The 15,972-nt window shown below is 60.4% G+C and carries 13 protein-coding genes; 6 read left to right on the top strand and 7 right to left on the bottom strand.

Annotated elements, in window-relative coordinates; translation table 11 throughout:
* Positions 1–54: 54 nt before the first annotated feature.
* From QEG70_RS00410 to QEG70_RS00390, 5 genes are all read right to left on the bottom strand, one after another.
* On the bottom strand, positions 55–2,028 hold the full coding sequence (locus tag QEG70_RS00410; RefSeq protein ID WP_308718822.1) for a putative bifunctional diguanylate cyclase/phosphodiesterase: 1,974 nt from the start codon (positions 2,026–2,028) through the stop codon (positions 55–57).
* 781 nt (positions 2,029–2,809) lie between these two features.
* Entirely contained in the window at positions 2,810–4,330 is a 1,521-nt protein-coding gene (locus QEG70_RS00405; RefSeq protein WP_308718821.1) for an MDR family MFS transporter, read from the bottom strand.
* 324 nt (positions 4,331–4,654) lie between these two features.
* Positions 4,655–5,398, bottom strand: coding sequence for a DUF72 domain-containing protein (locus tag QEG70_RS00400; RefSeq protein WP_308718820.1), 744 nt, complete (start codon positions 5,396–5,398; stop codon positions 4,655–4,657).
* A gap of 157 nt (positions 5,399–5,555) precedes the next feature.
* The gene (locus QEG70_RS00395; protein ID WP_308718819.1) at positions 5,556–6,500 is read right to left on the bottom strand and encodes an alpha/beta hydrolase; all 945 of its coding nucleotides are present in this window, start codon (positions 6,498–6,500) and stop codon (positions 5,556–5,558) included.
* A gap of 300 nt (positions 6,501–6,800) precedes the next feature.
* Positions 6,801–8,264, bottom strand: coding sequence for a sodium:solute symporter (locus QEG70_RS00390; RefSeq protein ID WP_308718818.1), 1,464 nt, complete (start codon positions 8,262–8,264; stop codon positions 6,801–6,803).
* A 210-nt stretch (positions 8,265–8,474) separates the two neighbouring features.
* Between QEG70_RS00390 and QEG70_RS00385 the strand changes: the two genes are divergently transcribed.
* From QEG70_RS00385 to QEG70_RS00360, 6 genes are all read left to right on the top strand, one after another.
* Positions 8,475–9,659, top strand: a complete 1,185-nt coding sequence (locus QEG70_RS00385; protein WP_308718817.1) for a serine hydrolase domain-containing protein — start codon at positions 8,475–8,477, stop codon at positions 9,657–9,659.
* 31 nt (positions 9,660–9,690) lie between these two features.
* The gene (locus tag QEG70_RS00380) at positions 9,691–10,620 is read left to right on the top strand and encodes an N-acetylmuramic acid 6-phosphate etherase (RefSeq protein WP_308718816.1); all 930 of its coding nucleotides are present in this window, start codon (positions 9,691–9,693) and stop codon (positions 10,618–10,620) included.
* A gap of 212 nt (positions 10,621–10,832) precedes the next feature.
* Positions 10,833–11,966: an anhydro-N-acetylmuramic acid kinase gene (locus QEG70_RS00375; protein ID WP_308718815.1), complete on the top strand. Its 1,134-nt coding sequence runs from the start codon at positions 10,833–10,835 to the stop codon at positions 11,964–11,966.
* A gap of 455 nt (positions 11,967–12,421) precedes the next feature.
* The gene (locus tag QEG70_RS00370; protein WP_308718814.1) at positions 12,422–12,784 is read left to right on the top strand and encodes a thiol-disulfide oxidoreductase DCC family protein; all 363 of its coding nucleotides are present in this window, start codon (positions 12,422–12,424) and stop codon (positions 12,782–12,784) included.
* Entirely contained in the window at positions 12,781–13,497 is a 717-nt protein-coding gene (locus QEG70_RS00365; RefSeq protein ID WP_308718813.1) for an SDR family NAD(P)-dependent oxidoreductase, read from the top strand. Before QEG70_RS00370 ends, QEG70_RS00365 begins: the two co-directional genes overlap by 4 nt.
* Complete coding sequence (locus QEG70_RS00360; RefSeq protein WP_374762520.1) at positions 13,491–13,661, top strand: DUF2256 domain-containing protein; 171 nt, start codon at positions 13,491–13,493, stop codon at positions 13,659–13,661. The genes QEG70_RS00365 and QEG70_RS00360 overlap by 7 nt, the downstream gene beginning before the upstream one ends.
* Here the strand turns inward: QEG70_RS00360 and QEG70_RS00355 are convergent.
* Together QEG70_RS00355 and QEG70_RS00350 are read right to left on the bottom strand one after the other, a co-directional pair.
* Positions 13,620–15,128 (bottom strand): cryptochrome/photolyase family protein, encoded by a 1,509-nt coding sequence (locus QEG70_RS00355; protein WP_308718812.1) that lies wholly within the window; start codon positions 15,126–15,128, stop codon positions 13,620–13,622. The two genes, QEG70_RS00360 and QEG70_RS00355, sit on opposite strands and share 42 nt — an antisense overlap.
* A gap of 59 nt (positions 15,129–15,187) precedes the next feature.
* Positions 15,188–15,769, bottom strand: coding sequence for a PAS domain-containing protein (locus QEG70_RS00350; protein ID WP_308718811.1), 582 nt, complete (start codon positions 15,767–15,769; stop codon positions 15,188–15,190).
* Between the last annotated feature and the right edge of the window lie 203 nt (positions 15,770–15,972).

Below are 15,972 nucleotides of genomic sequence, written 5' to 3'. Positions count from 1 at the left end.
AGGCAGGCTGCGAGCCTGCACGGAATGGAAAAGGCATGCGGGGGCGCTGTGGCATCAGGCCGGTTGCAGCCCCAGTGTTTGCGGGCAGGCCGGGCGGCCGATCAGGAACCCCTGCCCCGCCACGCAGCCCTCGCCACGCAGAACTTCAAGCTGCCGGGGCGTTTCGATCCCTTCCGCCAGCACGGCAATGTTCATGGTGCGGCCGAGCGCCAGGACCGAACGGACAATGGCAGCTGCATCGGAATTGGTTTCGATCCCCTGCATGAAACTGCCATCAAGCTTGATGCGGTCGAACGGGAAGGAGCGCAGTGTATCAATCGACGAATAGCCCGTGCCGAAATCATCCAGTGCAATGCCAACGCCGAGTTCCTTGATCCGGCGTACGATTTCAAGCGCGCGCTGCTTGTCCTCGATAATGGACGTTTCCGTTAATTCCAGCTCGAGCCGGTCGGGAGAAAGGCCGGTATTTTCAAGCGTTTCCTTGACCAGACGATACAGATCAGGGTGAAAGAACTGCACCGGAGACAGGTTGACCGCCAGCTTGCACGCAACATCCCACTTCGCCGCCTGTGCGCAGGCCGTCTGCAATACCCATTCACCGAGCGGGATGATGAGGCCGTTCTCCTCGGCGACAGGAATGAACAGGGCTGGCGGCACGTCTCCGCGTTCGGGGCTGCTCCAGCGCAGCAGGGCCTCGTAGCCAAAGACCTCACCCGTCGCAATGGCAGTCTGCACCTGGTAGTGCAGGCTCAGTTCACCTTTTTCCATTGCCGTTTTCAGGTCCGCCGCCAGCGCGCGGGCCTCGCGCACCGTTTCATCCATAGCAGGCTCGTAATAGGCCACGGTGCGCAACGGATCCGCCTTGGCGCGATACATGGCAAGGTCGGCGCGGGTTACGAGCGTTTCCTTGTCGGTAGCATCCTTGGGGAACAGGGCCAGGCCCACGCTGCCGCCGGTCGTGACTTCGTAGTCCTCGATCGGGATGGGCAGGTTGATGGCTTCCTCGATGCGGGCGACAAAGGCATTGAGTTCATCGGGGTCACTCGTCAGGTGGACTGCTGCGAATTCATCCCCACCCAGACGGGCCACGAACTCGCCCTCACCCAGCATCTCGGTAAAACGGTTGGCAATGGTAACCAGCACGACATCGCCTGCGGCATGCCCTCGCACGTCATTGATTTCCTTGAACTTGTTAAGATCAATGCCGATCAGTGCGAACTGTGTGCCCTTCTCTTTCGCATCCTCGATCACCTGATCGAGGTGATCGTTGAAGCTCACGCGGTTGGGGAGCGCTGTCAGGGCGTCATGCAACGCCATCTGCCGCATGCGCTCATAGGATTCCGCGCGCGTCGCATCATCGATCGAGAAACTGTTGCCACCTGTGGCCACGAGCAGAAGGGTCGTAATGGCCAGCGCAACACCCAGCACGACAGGCGCATTGCCAGTTGCCATAAGCTCGGCGGACATCATGTGCGTGCGCATGGCGGACACACCGACAAAATGCAGCCCCGCGATCGCCGCGACGAACAGCACCGTGGCCAGAATTTCACGATGCCGGTTCCCGCTACGCAGCAGGCATTGGAGGGACAGCGTGCCAAAAATGGTGCCCAGAAACAGGGAGAGCGCGATTGTGGGCAGGCTCCAGGCCATATGCTCGCCAAATTCCACGGCATACATGCCGGAATAATGCATGCCTGCAATGGCAAGACCAAGCACGGCGCCACCAAGTGCTGGCCCCATCCGGCTTTTGCTGGTGGTGGCGATGACGGTTGCCGCCAGCACGCCTGCGGCGGCAACGATGAACGAAAACAGCGTAAGCGGAATATTCAGAAGGCCCGCAACGCCCGGCATATATGCCAGCAGTGCCAGAAAGTGGGTGCACCATATGGTTGTGGCCCCTGCGGCCGCGCATTGCAGGTACCATGAATGATTTTGCCGCCCCGGGGTCGCGGCAATGCGCGCCATGATGCGGACAGTGATCCATGAACCCGCGATACACACGATGAGGGCAGAAATAAGGAGGGGCATGTTGGAATCCATCATTATTTTAAGTAATTGCAACACGGCATCATTCCATCGGGGAGCGCATGGTTAAGTATAGATACCGCCTGCGCGACGGCATGAATCCCGTCATGTCAGATGGTATTTATTTACATAACTGATATATTATTGATTATTTTTATTGTTTTATATTTGCGAACTGGTCTTTTTACGATCTATATCATTTATTCCTGATATAAATAATTTGTTGTACGCGATCTGCTGCTTTCCGATCGCCGATCAGGGGTATTTCATACAAATCAACAAAAAGTGATATTCTATTTATTCAATGTAGTACAATTAGTTTAATTGATTTTACGATCGTGTCTTTTGACTGCTTTTTTCTTGTTACATAAAAAAACAATCATCTATATCCCGCGGTTTTCCGGTATATTTTTTATACCTTTTTGGCCCTGCGCAGGCGGCCTGGCCGCAACCGCTTCCAAAACCAACCGGGCTTATAAACAGTTTTTTCAATATGCTTTTTAAGGGCTGATGACCTGCATCCTCCTAGGGTCATACCGATTCACGACATCAGGCCCTGTCAGATTCGCACCATCTGGGCAGAAGATGACTGCCCGCACGCCACCCCAGCAAAATAGGAAACCAGAGCTACCCTACAAAACGCGACATAACAACAAAATAAACCCGAAAATCATGTTATTTCAGGTATTGTTTCCTATCCGGAAAATGCGCCCTGATCTTCTGCCTGATAATCCATGACGGAAATTTCTGGATTGCAGCAGCCCCGACTGCGCCTGCCCTACTCCTACCCTGCCCTGTTTCCCAACGCAGCCTGACGCACCATCAACCCAACGATCAGCAGGAACGCGAGGAACATGAAGCTGCTGCTCACGCTCAGGCTGGCGCTGATGGCGCCTTTATAGGCCTGCGTTACGTCTTTATGTGTTGCGGGGGAAAGCGTCTGGATCGCGGCCATGCCTTTTTCCAGGAATTCGGGCACGTCAATTTTTTCTGGCAGCCCCTTCAGGCGGTTCTGCAAGGTCAGCGCCATCACGCCGCCCGAGAGGGCCACGCCAAGCGAACCGCCGAGCGAGCGGATGAAAGACATCATGGCCGTGGCGATACCGAGTGAGCCCGTTGGCACGGCATTCTGGATCATGACTGTTGCATTAGGCATGCCAATTCCCATGCCCACGCCAAGACAGCCGAGGCTGAGCAGGAAAAACAGGGCAGGCGCGCCATGATGGGCACAGAGCGCAATCAGGGTGAGTGAAGTGAATTCAATGCCAACACCGATGGAAAGCAGGAGCGTGTAGCGTTGCGTGCGGGACGAAACATAGCCGCCCAGCACCGAACTGATCATCATCGTGCCGACCTGCGGCAACATCATCAGGCCAGATGCCGCCGGTGTCTCACCAAGCACAAGCTGGTAATAAAGGGGCAGGAAGATCATCGACCCCATCATCGCGAAAGACATGATCCCGGTTGCGGCGACGCATATGGAAAAGGTCGGGATACGCAGCAGGTCAAGACTGATGAGCGGCTCTGGCGCCCGTCGCTCCTGCCAGATGAACGCCACGAACACAAGCGTCGCGCCCCCGAGCAGGAGAAATGTGAGCGGCGATGTCCATGCCAGGGTCGTGCCGAGGGCGTTGAACAGCAGCAGGAAGCCAGCCGTGGCAATGCTCAGGAGGGCCGCGCCGGGATAGTCGATGCGCGGCCTCGCCTCGATGCGGCCAGCAGGCAGGCTCAGCATGATCAGCCCGAATGCGAGAAGCCCGATCGGCAGATTGACCCAAAAGACCCATCGCCAGGACAGCGCACTTGTCAGCACGCCACCCAGAAATGGCCCCGCGACACTGCTGACCGCAAAGGCCCCGGTAAACAGCCCCTGATAGCGGCCCCGTTGCTGGGGCGATACCATATCGCCGATCACCGTCTGCGATAGTGTCATCAGGCCACCTGCGCCCACGCCCTGAAGGCCACGGAACACGACAAGCTGCCACATGCCCTGCGCAATGCCGCATAACAGCGAAGCACCGAGAAACGCGCCGATGCTGAACGCCAGCAATGGCCGCCTGCCAAACATGTCGGACAGTTTGCCATACATTGGCGTGGCGATTGTGGAGGTGAGCATGAACGCCGTAACGACCCAGGACATATGCGCCAGACCACCAAGGTCACTGACAATCGTGGGCAGTGCGGTCGAGACGATGCTCTGGTCGAGTGCGCCCATGATCATGGTCAGGATAAGGCCGATGAAAACAAGCCGGCGCGTCGAAGGGCTATAGGCAGAAGCCGTCTCTGCCACGGAAGATGACTGCACGAAAAAATCCTGTAACGACGAAAATGGATCGCATGTGATGTGACTTATGACGAACGCATGCGCTTCCGGTTGCTTCAGTTATCATAGCAAAGCCGGTTTAACGCGATTCCAAATCCGGCTTGAAGAGACTGACCCGGGTCCGCATGTGTAGCGGGGCGTTCGAGACACCGGCTAATACATGCATGCCGCTGCCATAGCGCTGCATGCTCCCTCCCAAGATGCCATTCCTAACGCCATCAGGAGCGATAATCCCGAATTGGACTACAGGAACTTGTAGGGACGCTCCCAGCAAACCCGGAAGCCCGTCCCGACACTTAAAGCGCATTATTGCCCAATAATGCCAGCGCAGGCTTTCATCAGTTCAAACCCGTTCTGCACGGCGGCCCCATATGTGGTGTTGTCATAGATCGTCCAGACCTCGGTGCCGCGTGCGGCAAGGGCTGCAACGTCTTTTGCATGGGCCTCAATGGCTTCGTGCGTATAACGGGACTTATAGATGTCCGGGGTGCCATGCAGCCGGAAATAGGCCAGACCGCTCCAGCCGCCGGGTTGTGCCGCAGGAGCAGGACGGGCCGGGTCCGCCGCAACGCGTGATATCTGTAGCTCTGTCAGCATATGATCTATCGCTGGCCGGAACCAGCTTGCATGTCTGGGTTCTACAACGATGGCCCCGGCCAGCCTTGCCCGCAGATCATGAAAGAAACGCACGGCAGGATCACCGGGATAGGCAAAACCGGGAGGAAACTGAACCAGGACAGGACCGCGTTTTTCGCCAAGGCCATCCGTTTCCTCGACAAAGCGGTCAATCAACGCCTGGCAGTCAACCAGACGGCGTTCATGCGTAATGGTTCGGGGCAACTTGACCGAGAAGCGGAACGCAGGCGGCACGCTGGCAGCCCAGCGCATGTAAGTCGTGCGCCGATGGGGACGATAGAAGCTGGAATTGATTTCAACTGTTGAGAAATAAGCGGCATACCGTTCAAGTTGCGTACCGGTAACGGGCAGATGCAATACTTTAGCCATTGCGGACAAAGGCGACCAGCCCGCAATACCGACACGAATGGACATGATCGCTTCCTTCGCCATAAAGACAATAACGGCCTAACATAACCCATCACCCGCTACGGGCCGACATGTAACGGGCGTGATGCACGGATCATGGCATTCCTGCGCCCGAAACAGGCGAAGGATCGTGCGGCAGTCCGTTAACGTGGTCGCACGCGCATTACAGCAGCCGACGCACGTTTTTCACTACGTCATGGCGCACACGCTCGGCCAGAGCAGAAGGCAGCAGATCGAAGCCATGCACCGCATTGGCATAGACGACGAGGTCAGTCGGCACGGCCGCCTGCCACAGGCGATGGGCAAAGGCCACGTCTTCATCACGAAACAGGTCCAGCGCGCCGGTGACAATAAATGTTGCAGGCAACCCGGACAGATCACGCATGAAGGCGGGCGACAGATAGCCAAATCGCGGGTCATCAGCCGCCAGTTCGCCCCGCACGGCAGACCATGCATGCTGGTTCTGGGCGCGCGTCCATACAAATTCCCCTGTCATGGGGTCATCAGCAGGTGCATCTGCCCCACCTGTGCGCAGGTCCAGCATCGGGTAGATCAGGACCTGTGCGCGCAACCGGACCTTGCCACGATCGCGGGCCAGAAGGGCCGTGGCCGCCGCAAGGCATCCCCCTCCGCTATCCCCCATGACCGTGATGCGATCAGGATCGACACCCAGTATGGCGGCCTGGTCCTGCAGCCACACCAGGGCGGCATAGACATCTTCCAGGCCACCGGGAAAAGGCGTCTCGGGTGCAAGCCGGTAATCGACCGAGATGATCAGGGCATCCGTTTGCGATGCCAGCCGGTCGAGCATACCGGCCTGCATGTCCGGTGTGCCAGCAATCATGCCACCGCCATGAACATAGAGAATGGCGGGCAGCGCGCCCTTGGCAGTCGGGGGGCGGAACATGATGACACGAACATCAGGCGCTCCGTCCGGCCCCGGGATCATGCGGGCCTCATAATCGACCGATCCCGACTTCAGGAGCGCCGTTGTCCCCTCGACCAGATCACGGCGGAATGCCACCAGATCACCCTGCCCGGGGCCAAAGGATGGAAACAGAGCCACCCTGTCACGCTGCTCCATATCGACCAAACCAAGGGTAGTCATGGGGAAAATGCTCCATTTCTCTTACCAGTCCAACCGATCATAAAGAGCCATTTCCCGGGACGACAGTGACCCTTACAACAAATTGAATTGTCCGGATTTTTGTAAATTTACAGTCTGATCTGAAACAACGCTGTCAGGCGGCATTCCGTATCTGGCCCTCAGGGACTGCTTGAAAAGTCAGTCCAAAAAACATCCAGAAATCATGAGAAAGTTTTTGGTGAAGCTTTTTTCAAAAAGCTTCGAACAACGCCGCCTTAAACATAATAGACCGACACACACCCAAAATAACGGGATGCACCCTTATGGCCATATTTTGCCAACAGCCCTTGAACCCAGAGCACAGATAAACATCACGATCACACCCAGCGGAACCAGCCACGTAAAGGCAATCGTCGCTCCATAAGGGTGCCACAACATCATGAGGCCACAGACAGTCACGACAGTCATGACAAACGCTGGCAGGACCTCGCGCGTAAGCGCGTGCCTGCTGAACATGGCAAACACAAAAGCCCCCAGCATTGCCCCGTACGAACACGACGCAACCGACAGCCCGAACACAACCGCAGGCCCATGACACCGGGCAAATGCCAGCGCGGCACATACCAGCACCACAGCCCATAGCAGGGTCACCACGCGGGCGAATGCCAGCGCTGACAGGCCCATACACCGCGCCAGTGCCCGGCAGGGTGCTGCAAAATCCAGCACCGTAGCACTGGTCATGGCATTGAGCGTGGCGGACAGGGAGCCCATGGTCGCACTCAGCAGCCCTGCAATCAGCAACCCGGCAAGCCCCGGTGGCAGGTCATGCACGATAAAGGCAGGGAACAGCGCATCCGATGCCTGAAGCCCCATTGCAGCCAGCGGTTTTTCATCATTGCGCGCCCAGAGCAGCATGCCCACGAGCGAGAGCATGGCAAACAGGCACCCCACCATGACGCCACTGCCAACCAGCGCCTTTCTGGCATCATGCAGGTTGCGGGCGGCCAGAACGCGCTGGACCAGAAGCTGATCCGTGCCATGCGATGCCATGGCCATGATCGCCCCCCCGATCATGGCCGCACAGGGAGTATAGGGATCAAGAAAAAATTGGGCCGATTTGTGGAACAGGTGGAACCTGTTGGAGTGGCGCAGCGCATGAATCTGCATGTCTGTCGCCTGATGGTACAGCAGCCCCATGCAGGCCGCCGCTCCCACGGCATAGACAGCAAGCTGCAGGGCATCGGACCACACCACGGCCCGCAGCCCGCCAAACATCGTGTAAAACAGCGTAAGGCCGGTAATGGCCAGCATGATCGCCCATTGTGGCAGGGGCAGGTGCATGGATGCCATAATGGCTGCGACCGGCAGCATGCCCGCAAACAGCCTGATGCCCTCCGCCAGCACGCGCATGACGAGGAACGTGGCGGATACGGTTCGCTCCATCGCTGGCCCGAACCGCTGGCCCAGATATTGATAGACGCTGCTGACCTGCCCGGAAAAATAACGCGGCAGAAACAGCCATGCGACCAGTGCGCGGCCAATGACATACCCCACCGCCAGCCCCACGAATACCATGCCGCTGCCATAAGCAATGCCGGGTATGCTGATGATGGTGAGGGTCGATGTTTCGGTTGCGACAAGTGACAGGCAGATAACCCACCACGGCAGGTCATGGCCACCACCTACATAGGTGGAAACACTGTCCTGTCGCCCTGACAGGGCGAATGCGATGAATGGCAGGGTCAGGCAATAGAGGCAGATAATCGCGATATCGATTGCGGACATACCGGTTCCATCGGGTCGGAAAGGCCAATCATATGACCGGATGAATACCATATGAAAGCCAGAAATATCCGGTGCGAGGCCTGGGCCTGACCGGCAGCGCATGCCGCCACGCCCGGCTGCGTCAAGGCGGGTCGTTGTCATGGTGGGGGAAGATGGTATTGTTCGTGCATCAGGCATCTGGCATGCCGTCTTTTAACGGACCCTTTGCTCATGCATGTTTTCCCGGCCGCCCTCTGGCTGAAGCGCCGCCATGTCCTGATGCTGGCCGGTGGCGCAACCCTTACGGCATGTGCACCCCATGCGCACGGCGCGCACAACGCCACACCCGACATGAGCGGCGTGGACCGCAGGCTGCAACAGACCGTGGCCGCAGGTGAAACACCGGGCGTTGTCTGCGCCATCGGGCACGGGCGGCAGATCGTGCATCGGGCCGTATTTGGCAGGCGCGCCCTCACCCCCGTGGCCGAACCCATGACGTGGGATACGGTATTCGACATGGCATCCCTGACCAAGGCGGTCATAACCGCACCGTGCGTCATGCAGTTGTGGGAACAGGGGCGCTTCGGGCTTGATGACCCTGTCTCGCGCTATCTGCCGCAATTTGCGGCGGCAGGAAAATCCACCATTACCATCCGGCACCTGCTGACCCATTATTCCGGCCTGCCGCCCGACCTGGACCTCGATCATCCATGGCAGGGGCGCGAGGCCGCCTTCCGTCTGGCCATGGAGGTCTCGCCATCACAGCCACCGGGCCAGGGCTTCATCTATAGCGACATCAATTTCATCACGCTGGGGTTTGTGGTGGAAAAACTCACGGGCATGACGCTCGATGCCTATGCCACGCGCTTCATTCTCACCCCGCTGGGCATGCGGCAGTCGCGTTTCCTGCCACCTCAAACATGGCAGCCACGCATTGCCCCCACCCAGCCGGATGAAAACGGTCATATGCTGCGCGGGCAGGTGCATGACCCCTCTGCCCGCCGCATGGGGGGCGTTGCCGGTCATGCGGGCCTGTTTTCCAACGCGGATGACATGTGCCTGTATGCACAGGCCCTGCTCGACCGGCGTGCGGGCAGGCCATCGGCCTACCCGCTGCAATCCCGGACCCTCATGCTCATGACAACCGCGCAGCAGCCAGAAGGAAAATCCGACCTGCGCGGACTGGGATGGGATATTTCCACGCATTATTCCTCCGTGCGCGGAGACAGGTTTCCCGTAGGCTCCTTCGGGCATACCGGCTTTACCGGCACATCGCTGTGGCTTGACCCCGGCAGTGACAGCTATGTGCTGATCCTGACCAGCCGCCTGCACCCCGCGGGCCGTGGCAATGTCGTGCGCCTGCGGCACGATGTGGCCACCGCCGCAGCCCTTGCCCTCCTCCCGCCGCAGGGCTGACCCCTTCCTTATCCCCCGGAGTTTACGGTACATGACCCCGAACAGCAGCGCCCCCGTGTTGCCCATCGCCACAGAAGGACAGGACCCACGTTACGCTGATGTAGATGTGTGGCCCGTTGCGTCCGTGCTGGAGGCGCTGGTGGAATCACAGATGAGCGCCATTGCCGCCGTGCGGGCCGCGACGCCGGAACTCGAACGCGCCATCAACGCAGCCCTGCCGCGCCTGCTGGCGGGGGGGCGGCTGTTCTATGTCGGCGCAGGCACATCGGGGCGGATCGGCATGCAGGATGGGGTGGAACTGCTCCCCACCTTCGGCTGGGCGCCCGAACGGCTCGTGCTGCTTCTGGCCGGTGGGAACGATGCCCTCCATCAGGCGGCGGAAGGGGCAGAAGACCGCGAAGACGTGGCGCGCACGGACATCCTTGCCCACAATCCCGGCCCTGATGACGTGGTGCTGGGTATCGCTGCAAGCGGCTCCACCCCCTATACCTGCGCTGCGGTTGCGGCCGCGCGCGCGGCGGGCAGCCTGAGCATTGGCATTGCCTGCAATCAGGGCGGCAGGCTCATGGATGTTGCGGAACTGGGCATTGCGGTGGTGACGGGGCCGGAAGTCATTTCCGGCTCCACCCGGCTCAAGGCGGGCACGGCGCAGAAAGCCGCCCTCAACCTGATTTCCACCACGCTCATGATCCGTATGGGCCATGCCTATCGGGGGCAGATGGTGGATATGCGGGTGGTCAATGCCAAGCTGCGCCAGCGGGCCTGCCGCATGGTCCGTACCCTGAGCGGCAGCACCGAACAGCAGGCCCTGAGCGCGCTCGAGGCCACGCGGTTCAATGTCAAACGTGCTGTCATGCTCTGTGCCGGCATTCCCGCCAGCCAGATCGAACCACTGCTTGTGGCGCATGATGGCAACCTGCGCGCGATCCTTGCGCAGGCACCACTGCCTGGGCAAAGGTAGCGGGGCACCCAAAATCGCTTTTTACCGCGATGCTGCCCCCATGGCGCAAACTGGCGGGCCGGATACAGCATCGCGATACGCCAGAAACCTTGCCAGATATTGCAAAGACGCGCCTTTGTGCCCGATGGCCGGGACGGAACACTACATTTTTTTTCTATCGTGCTGACCTTGATGATGTCATGGCGGCACTCAGGACTGCGGCAAACACAGGAATGAATCGCATGCTCACGGTTATCGGCCTGATGAGCGGCACGTCGCTCGATGGGGTGGATGCCGCTGTCATCCGCACGGATGGCGAACGGATTGAGGGATTCGGGCCGGATCTGAGCCTGCCCTACCCGGCTGCACTGCGCCAGCGTGCCCGGAAAATTCTGGACGAAGCGCCGACCCTTTCCCCACGGGACCCGGAACTGAAGGCCGTAGAGCACGAGATAACCCGGCACCATGTTGACGCCGTGCGGCAGTTGCAGGCCCTTGTGCCAGAGGTCGACCTGATCGGTTTTCATGGCCAGACCATCCTGCATGATCCCGCGCACCGCCACACATGGCAGATCGGGGATGCGCAGTTTCTGTCACGCGCAACGGGGCTGGCTGTCATCCACGATTTCCGCAGTGCCGACGTCGCAGCCGGTGGCGAAGGTGCGCCGCTGGTCCCCTGGTTTCACGCGGCCCTGTTGCGTGATGTGCCCGGACCGGTCGCCGTGCTGAATATCGGGGGGGTTGCAAATATAACGCTGATTGAGGCGGATGGCACGATCCATGCCTGTGATACCGGGCCGGGCAATGCCCTGCTTGATGACTGGGCCTTGCGCCATACTGGCACGGCATGCGACGTGGATGGGAAACTGGCGGCCATGGGCACGGTCAACCAGACCGTTTTGGAAGACCTGCTGGCTGATCCCTATTTTGCCCGCCCTGCCCCGAAATCGCTGGACCGCCAGACCTTCGTCGCGGCACTCGACCGGGTTGCGGGCTGCACGCCAGCGGATGGTGCGGCCACGCTTGCCGCTTTTAGCGTTGAAGCCATCCGGCGCACGCCCCTGCCCGCTCAGCCGATGCACTGGTATGTCTGTGGTGGCGGGCGGCATAATCCCGTCCTGATGCACGCAATGCAGGCAGCACTCGGGGCTCCGGTCGAACCGGTGGACCGCCTTGGCTGGAACGGAGATGCGCTGGAGGCGCAATGTTTCGGTTTCCTTGCCGCACGCAGCGTGCGCGGCCTGCCGCTCTCGGCGCCAACCATTACAGGCGGGCCTGACAACATGCCTGGCGGCCGCCTGACCTGCGCGGGCTTTATGCCCATACCCTCATGGATATGTAAAACCGGAGATGCTGGAGGCACCTGAGCGCGGCATAGCCAGAGGGTGTTATGTACTTGCATGCCTGATTGGTGCAGTAATGCGGGATGGCGCCTGACCGGGCTGATTTGGAGCACACAGATCGCCGGCACGCCGCGCGCCTGCCCTGGACGGACGCCTATCTGGCCGAAACACGACAATCCCGCACGTTGCCTCCCCCACCGTGCCCGCCCGGCAGACCCTGCCACAGCAGGAAACCGGCCAGCGCCCGGCACGTGCCCTGCCCTACCGATTGCCGCGTCCGATCACTGGTACGACCTGCCCCTTCTCGACCCCCATTATGCAGTCCAGCAGATCGAACTGGCCGGACACATGGAAAATGGCAGGCCAAGCCGCACGGCCCTCACATGGGCCAGTTTCGGGCATGACAGCAGGGTCTTGACACGGGCATCTGCCCCAAATGTCAGGTCGTCACGGAACGTGAGGTGTCATAGGATCCGGTCATGAACAATCGATCCGACAACGATACCCTGACCGTATGGTACGATGGCGGCTGCCCGCTCTGCCTGCGCGAGATCGCGATGATGCGCCGGCTGAACGGTGCGAAGCGCATTCACTTTGTCGATGTTGCCGACCCCGCACAGCCCTGCCCGCTTGACCGGCAATTGCTGCTCGATCGTTTCCATGCCCGCAAAGGCACCGTAATCTACGATGGCGCTGCCGCCTTTGCCGCCATGTGGCGTGCCATTCCGGTGTTGCGGCCACTTGGCGAACTGGCCCGGCTGCCACCGGTGCTGTGGGTTCTCGAGTCAGCTTACCGCCGGTTCCTGCGGGTGCGGCCAACTCTGCAACGCTGGGCAAGATGAAGGTTGCCGCCGTGTTTGGCGCAGGCGGCGGCATTGGCCATGCCGTTGTCGGCCGCCTTGCGCAGTCCGGCTACTATGCGCGCATCCATGCCGGGTCACGTCGGCCCTGCGCAGGCTTTGGCTCCACGGTAACGCCATTCACCGTCGACCTGACGGACGAGGACAGCATTGCCGATGCTGCAACCGCGATTGATGCTCCCCCGGAACTGGTTCTGGTCACCACCGGCATGCTGCATGATGCCGCAAGGAACATTTCCCCCGAAAAGACAATGCGCGGCCTCAATGCCGCATCCATGGCCCGCGCCTTTGCCATCAACGCCACCGGACCGGCGCTGATTGCCAAGCACATGCTGCCCAGCCTGCCGCGCGACCGGCGTGCGGTATTCGCGGTTCTTTCCGCACGGGTCGGCTCGATTGGCGATAACCGGCTGGGGGGCTGGCATGCCTACCGTGCCAGCAAGGCGGCACTGGATATGCTGGTGGTCAATTTCGCCATCGAGATGCGGCGCACCCACCCTGAAGCGATTGTGGTAGCCCTGCACCCCGGCACCGTCGGCACTGCGCTTTCGGCCCCCTTTCAGGGCGGCGTGCCAGCGGGAAAGCTGTTTTCGCCCACCACTGCAGCAGACCACCTCCTGCGGGTGATCGAGACCCTGACCCCTGCCAATAGCGGCACCCTGATCGCATGGAATGGAGAAAGGCTACCATGGTAAAGATGCGCAGGAAAGCCGACCTGCCCAGCAAGCCCTGCGCCACCTGCGGGCGGCCCTTCGCGTGGCGCAAGAAATGGGCGCGCGACTGGGAGGCCGTGCGCTACTGCTCAGACCGCTGCCGCTCAGCCAAGGGTAGCGAGAAACCGCCCGGCGTCACGCGTTAGCCGGGCCTGTTTTTCGGGCGTGAAGCGCTCCCATGTGCGCACCATCTGCACCATGCGTGGATTGTGGCGCAATTGGTCGGCATGCCGCGCGATGAAATGCCAGTAAAGCAGGTTGAACGGGCAGGCTTTCGGTCCCTCCTTTGCCCTGACATCGTAGGTGCAAGCTCCGCAATAATCGCTCATGCGGTCGATATACGCACCGCTGGCCGCATAGGGCTTGCTGGCCAGCAGACCGCCATCGGCAAACTGGCTCATGCCGATGGTGTTGGGCAGTTCGACCCACTCGAACGCATCCGCATAGACGGCCAGATACCATTCATGCAGCGCATGCGGGTCGATACCGGCAAGCAGCGCGAAATTGCCGGTGACCATCAGCCGCTGGATATGGTGGGCGTAGGCTTCCTCACGCGTCTGGGTCACACAGGCCCGCACGCAGTGCATGGGCGTGTCGGCGCTCCAGTAAAACGCTGGCAGGGGCCGATGGGCATCCAGCACGTTGCTGTGCGCATAATCCGGCCCGCGCCACCAGTAAACGCCGCGCACGAACTCGCGCCAGCCGATGACCTGGCGGATGAATCCTTCCGCGCTGTTGAGCGGCACCCGCCCGGCACGCCATTCGATCTCGACCGCACGGCACATTGCCAGCGGGTCAAGCAGCCCAAGGTTGAGATAGGCCGACACCACCGAATGACACAGAAAACGATGCCCGCTGAGCATGGCATCCTGGTAGTGGCCGAAATCATGCAGCCCATGGCGCAGGAAATGGGCAAAGGCGGCCTCGGCCCCGGCGCGGGTCGCGGCGAACCAGAAAGGTGTCAGATCCCCGAAATGATCGGGGAAACACGTGGCCACCATCTCCAGCACCTCACGGGTGATGGCATCGGGCTCAAAACGCAGCGGCTGTGGCAGGCCCAGCGGACCGGGTGCGGGGTTGCGATTGTCGTGGTCGAAATTCCATTTTCCCCCGGCAGGCTGGTTGCCTTCCATCAACAGGCCAGTCTTGCGGCGCATCAGCCGGTAGAAATGCTCCATGCGCAGGCCCGCGCGTTTTTCAGCCCAGGTGGCAAAGCCGTAGCGGTCGGCCACAAAACGGTCATCAGGCAGCAAGGTGGTGGATGGCCATTGGGCCATGTCGCGCATCAACCGCCACTCGCCGGGTTCGGTTGCCAGCACATGCGTTGCCCCATGCCGGGCGCAGGCCCGTCTGACCTCCCCGCCCAGACTGCCGGAATTGGCCGGATCGCACAGGGTGACGTAGTCGACATGCCAGCCGGCTTCACGCAATTCCGCCGCGAAATGCCGCATCGCCGCCAGCACCAGCGCAATCTTTTTCTTGTGATGGCGGATATAGGTGGTTTCAGTGGCGACCTCCGCCATCAGCACCACATCGCCTGACCGGTCAGCCGCCCGAAGGGAGGAGAGTGTCGGCGTCAGTTGATCGCCCAGAACAAGGACCATGCGTTTCATATTGAAAGCCTAGCATGCAGCCTCCCCGCGCGAAGCCTGACCTTGGGGGCAGGTTTCCATCAGAACCCCGCTTCGATCGCAAGGCGCATGGCATCGGCGGTCGTCTGCACGCCCAGGGCACGCAACATGGCGGCACGATGCATTTTGACCGTACGCTCGGACAATGCCAGCGCATGGGCGATCTGCTTGTTGCGCTGACCCTGTGTCATCGCCAGCAACACGGCGCGTTGACGGGGCGATAGCCGTTCGACCTTGACCCGCGCGGCCACCGCGCGCCTCTCGCAGGCCTCATCTGGAATCTGCATCTGGGAGCCGAGGAAATACTGAAGTTTCCCCTCGCTGTCGAATATCGGCGCCACCATCACGGCATTGCGAAAAGGATGGCCGTCCTTTTTGTAGTTGAGAATCTCGACCATGACCGGGCGCTGCGCGCGAATACCTGCACGCAGGGCCTCGACCAACTCCGGTTCCGTTCCCTGGCCGGTCAGAAAACGGCAGTTGCGACCGATGACTTCTCCGCGCGTGTAGCCGGTCAACGCCTCGAACGCCGCGTTGCACTCTATGATCGGATTGTCTGGCAGTCTTGGATTACTGATAACGGCGGCCACCATGCTGTCGGCGATCATGTCGGAAATAGCCATCGGCCGCTACTGTCCCTCTTCGACGCCAGAAGCCGCCATCGCCCCCTGACAGGCGATCATACCCCGTTGGCCATGTTACCGACAACCGCCCGGTGTCCACAGATGCAAGCGCATCAATCACGACGGCTTCACATTGCCTTCATACGCCACGATTGCATCGCAAGCCGACACCCATCCATTCACTTCAGGCAAAAATTGACGTA

The sequence above is a fragment of the Komagataeibacter xylinus genome, assembly GCF_031081985.1.
In the GTDB taxonomy this organism is placed as follows: Bacteria; Pseudomonadota; Alphaproteobacteria; order Acetobacterales; family Acetobacteraceae; genus Komagataeibacter; species Komagataeibacter xylinus_E.
This window is presented reverse-complemented; position numbering and strand designations above follow the sequence as displayed.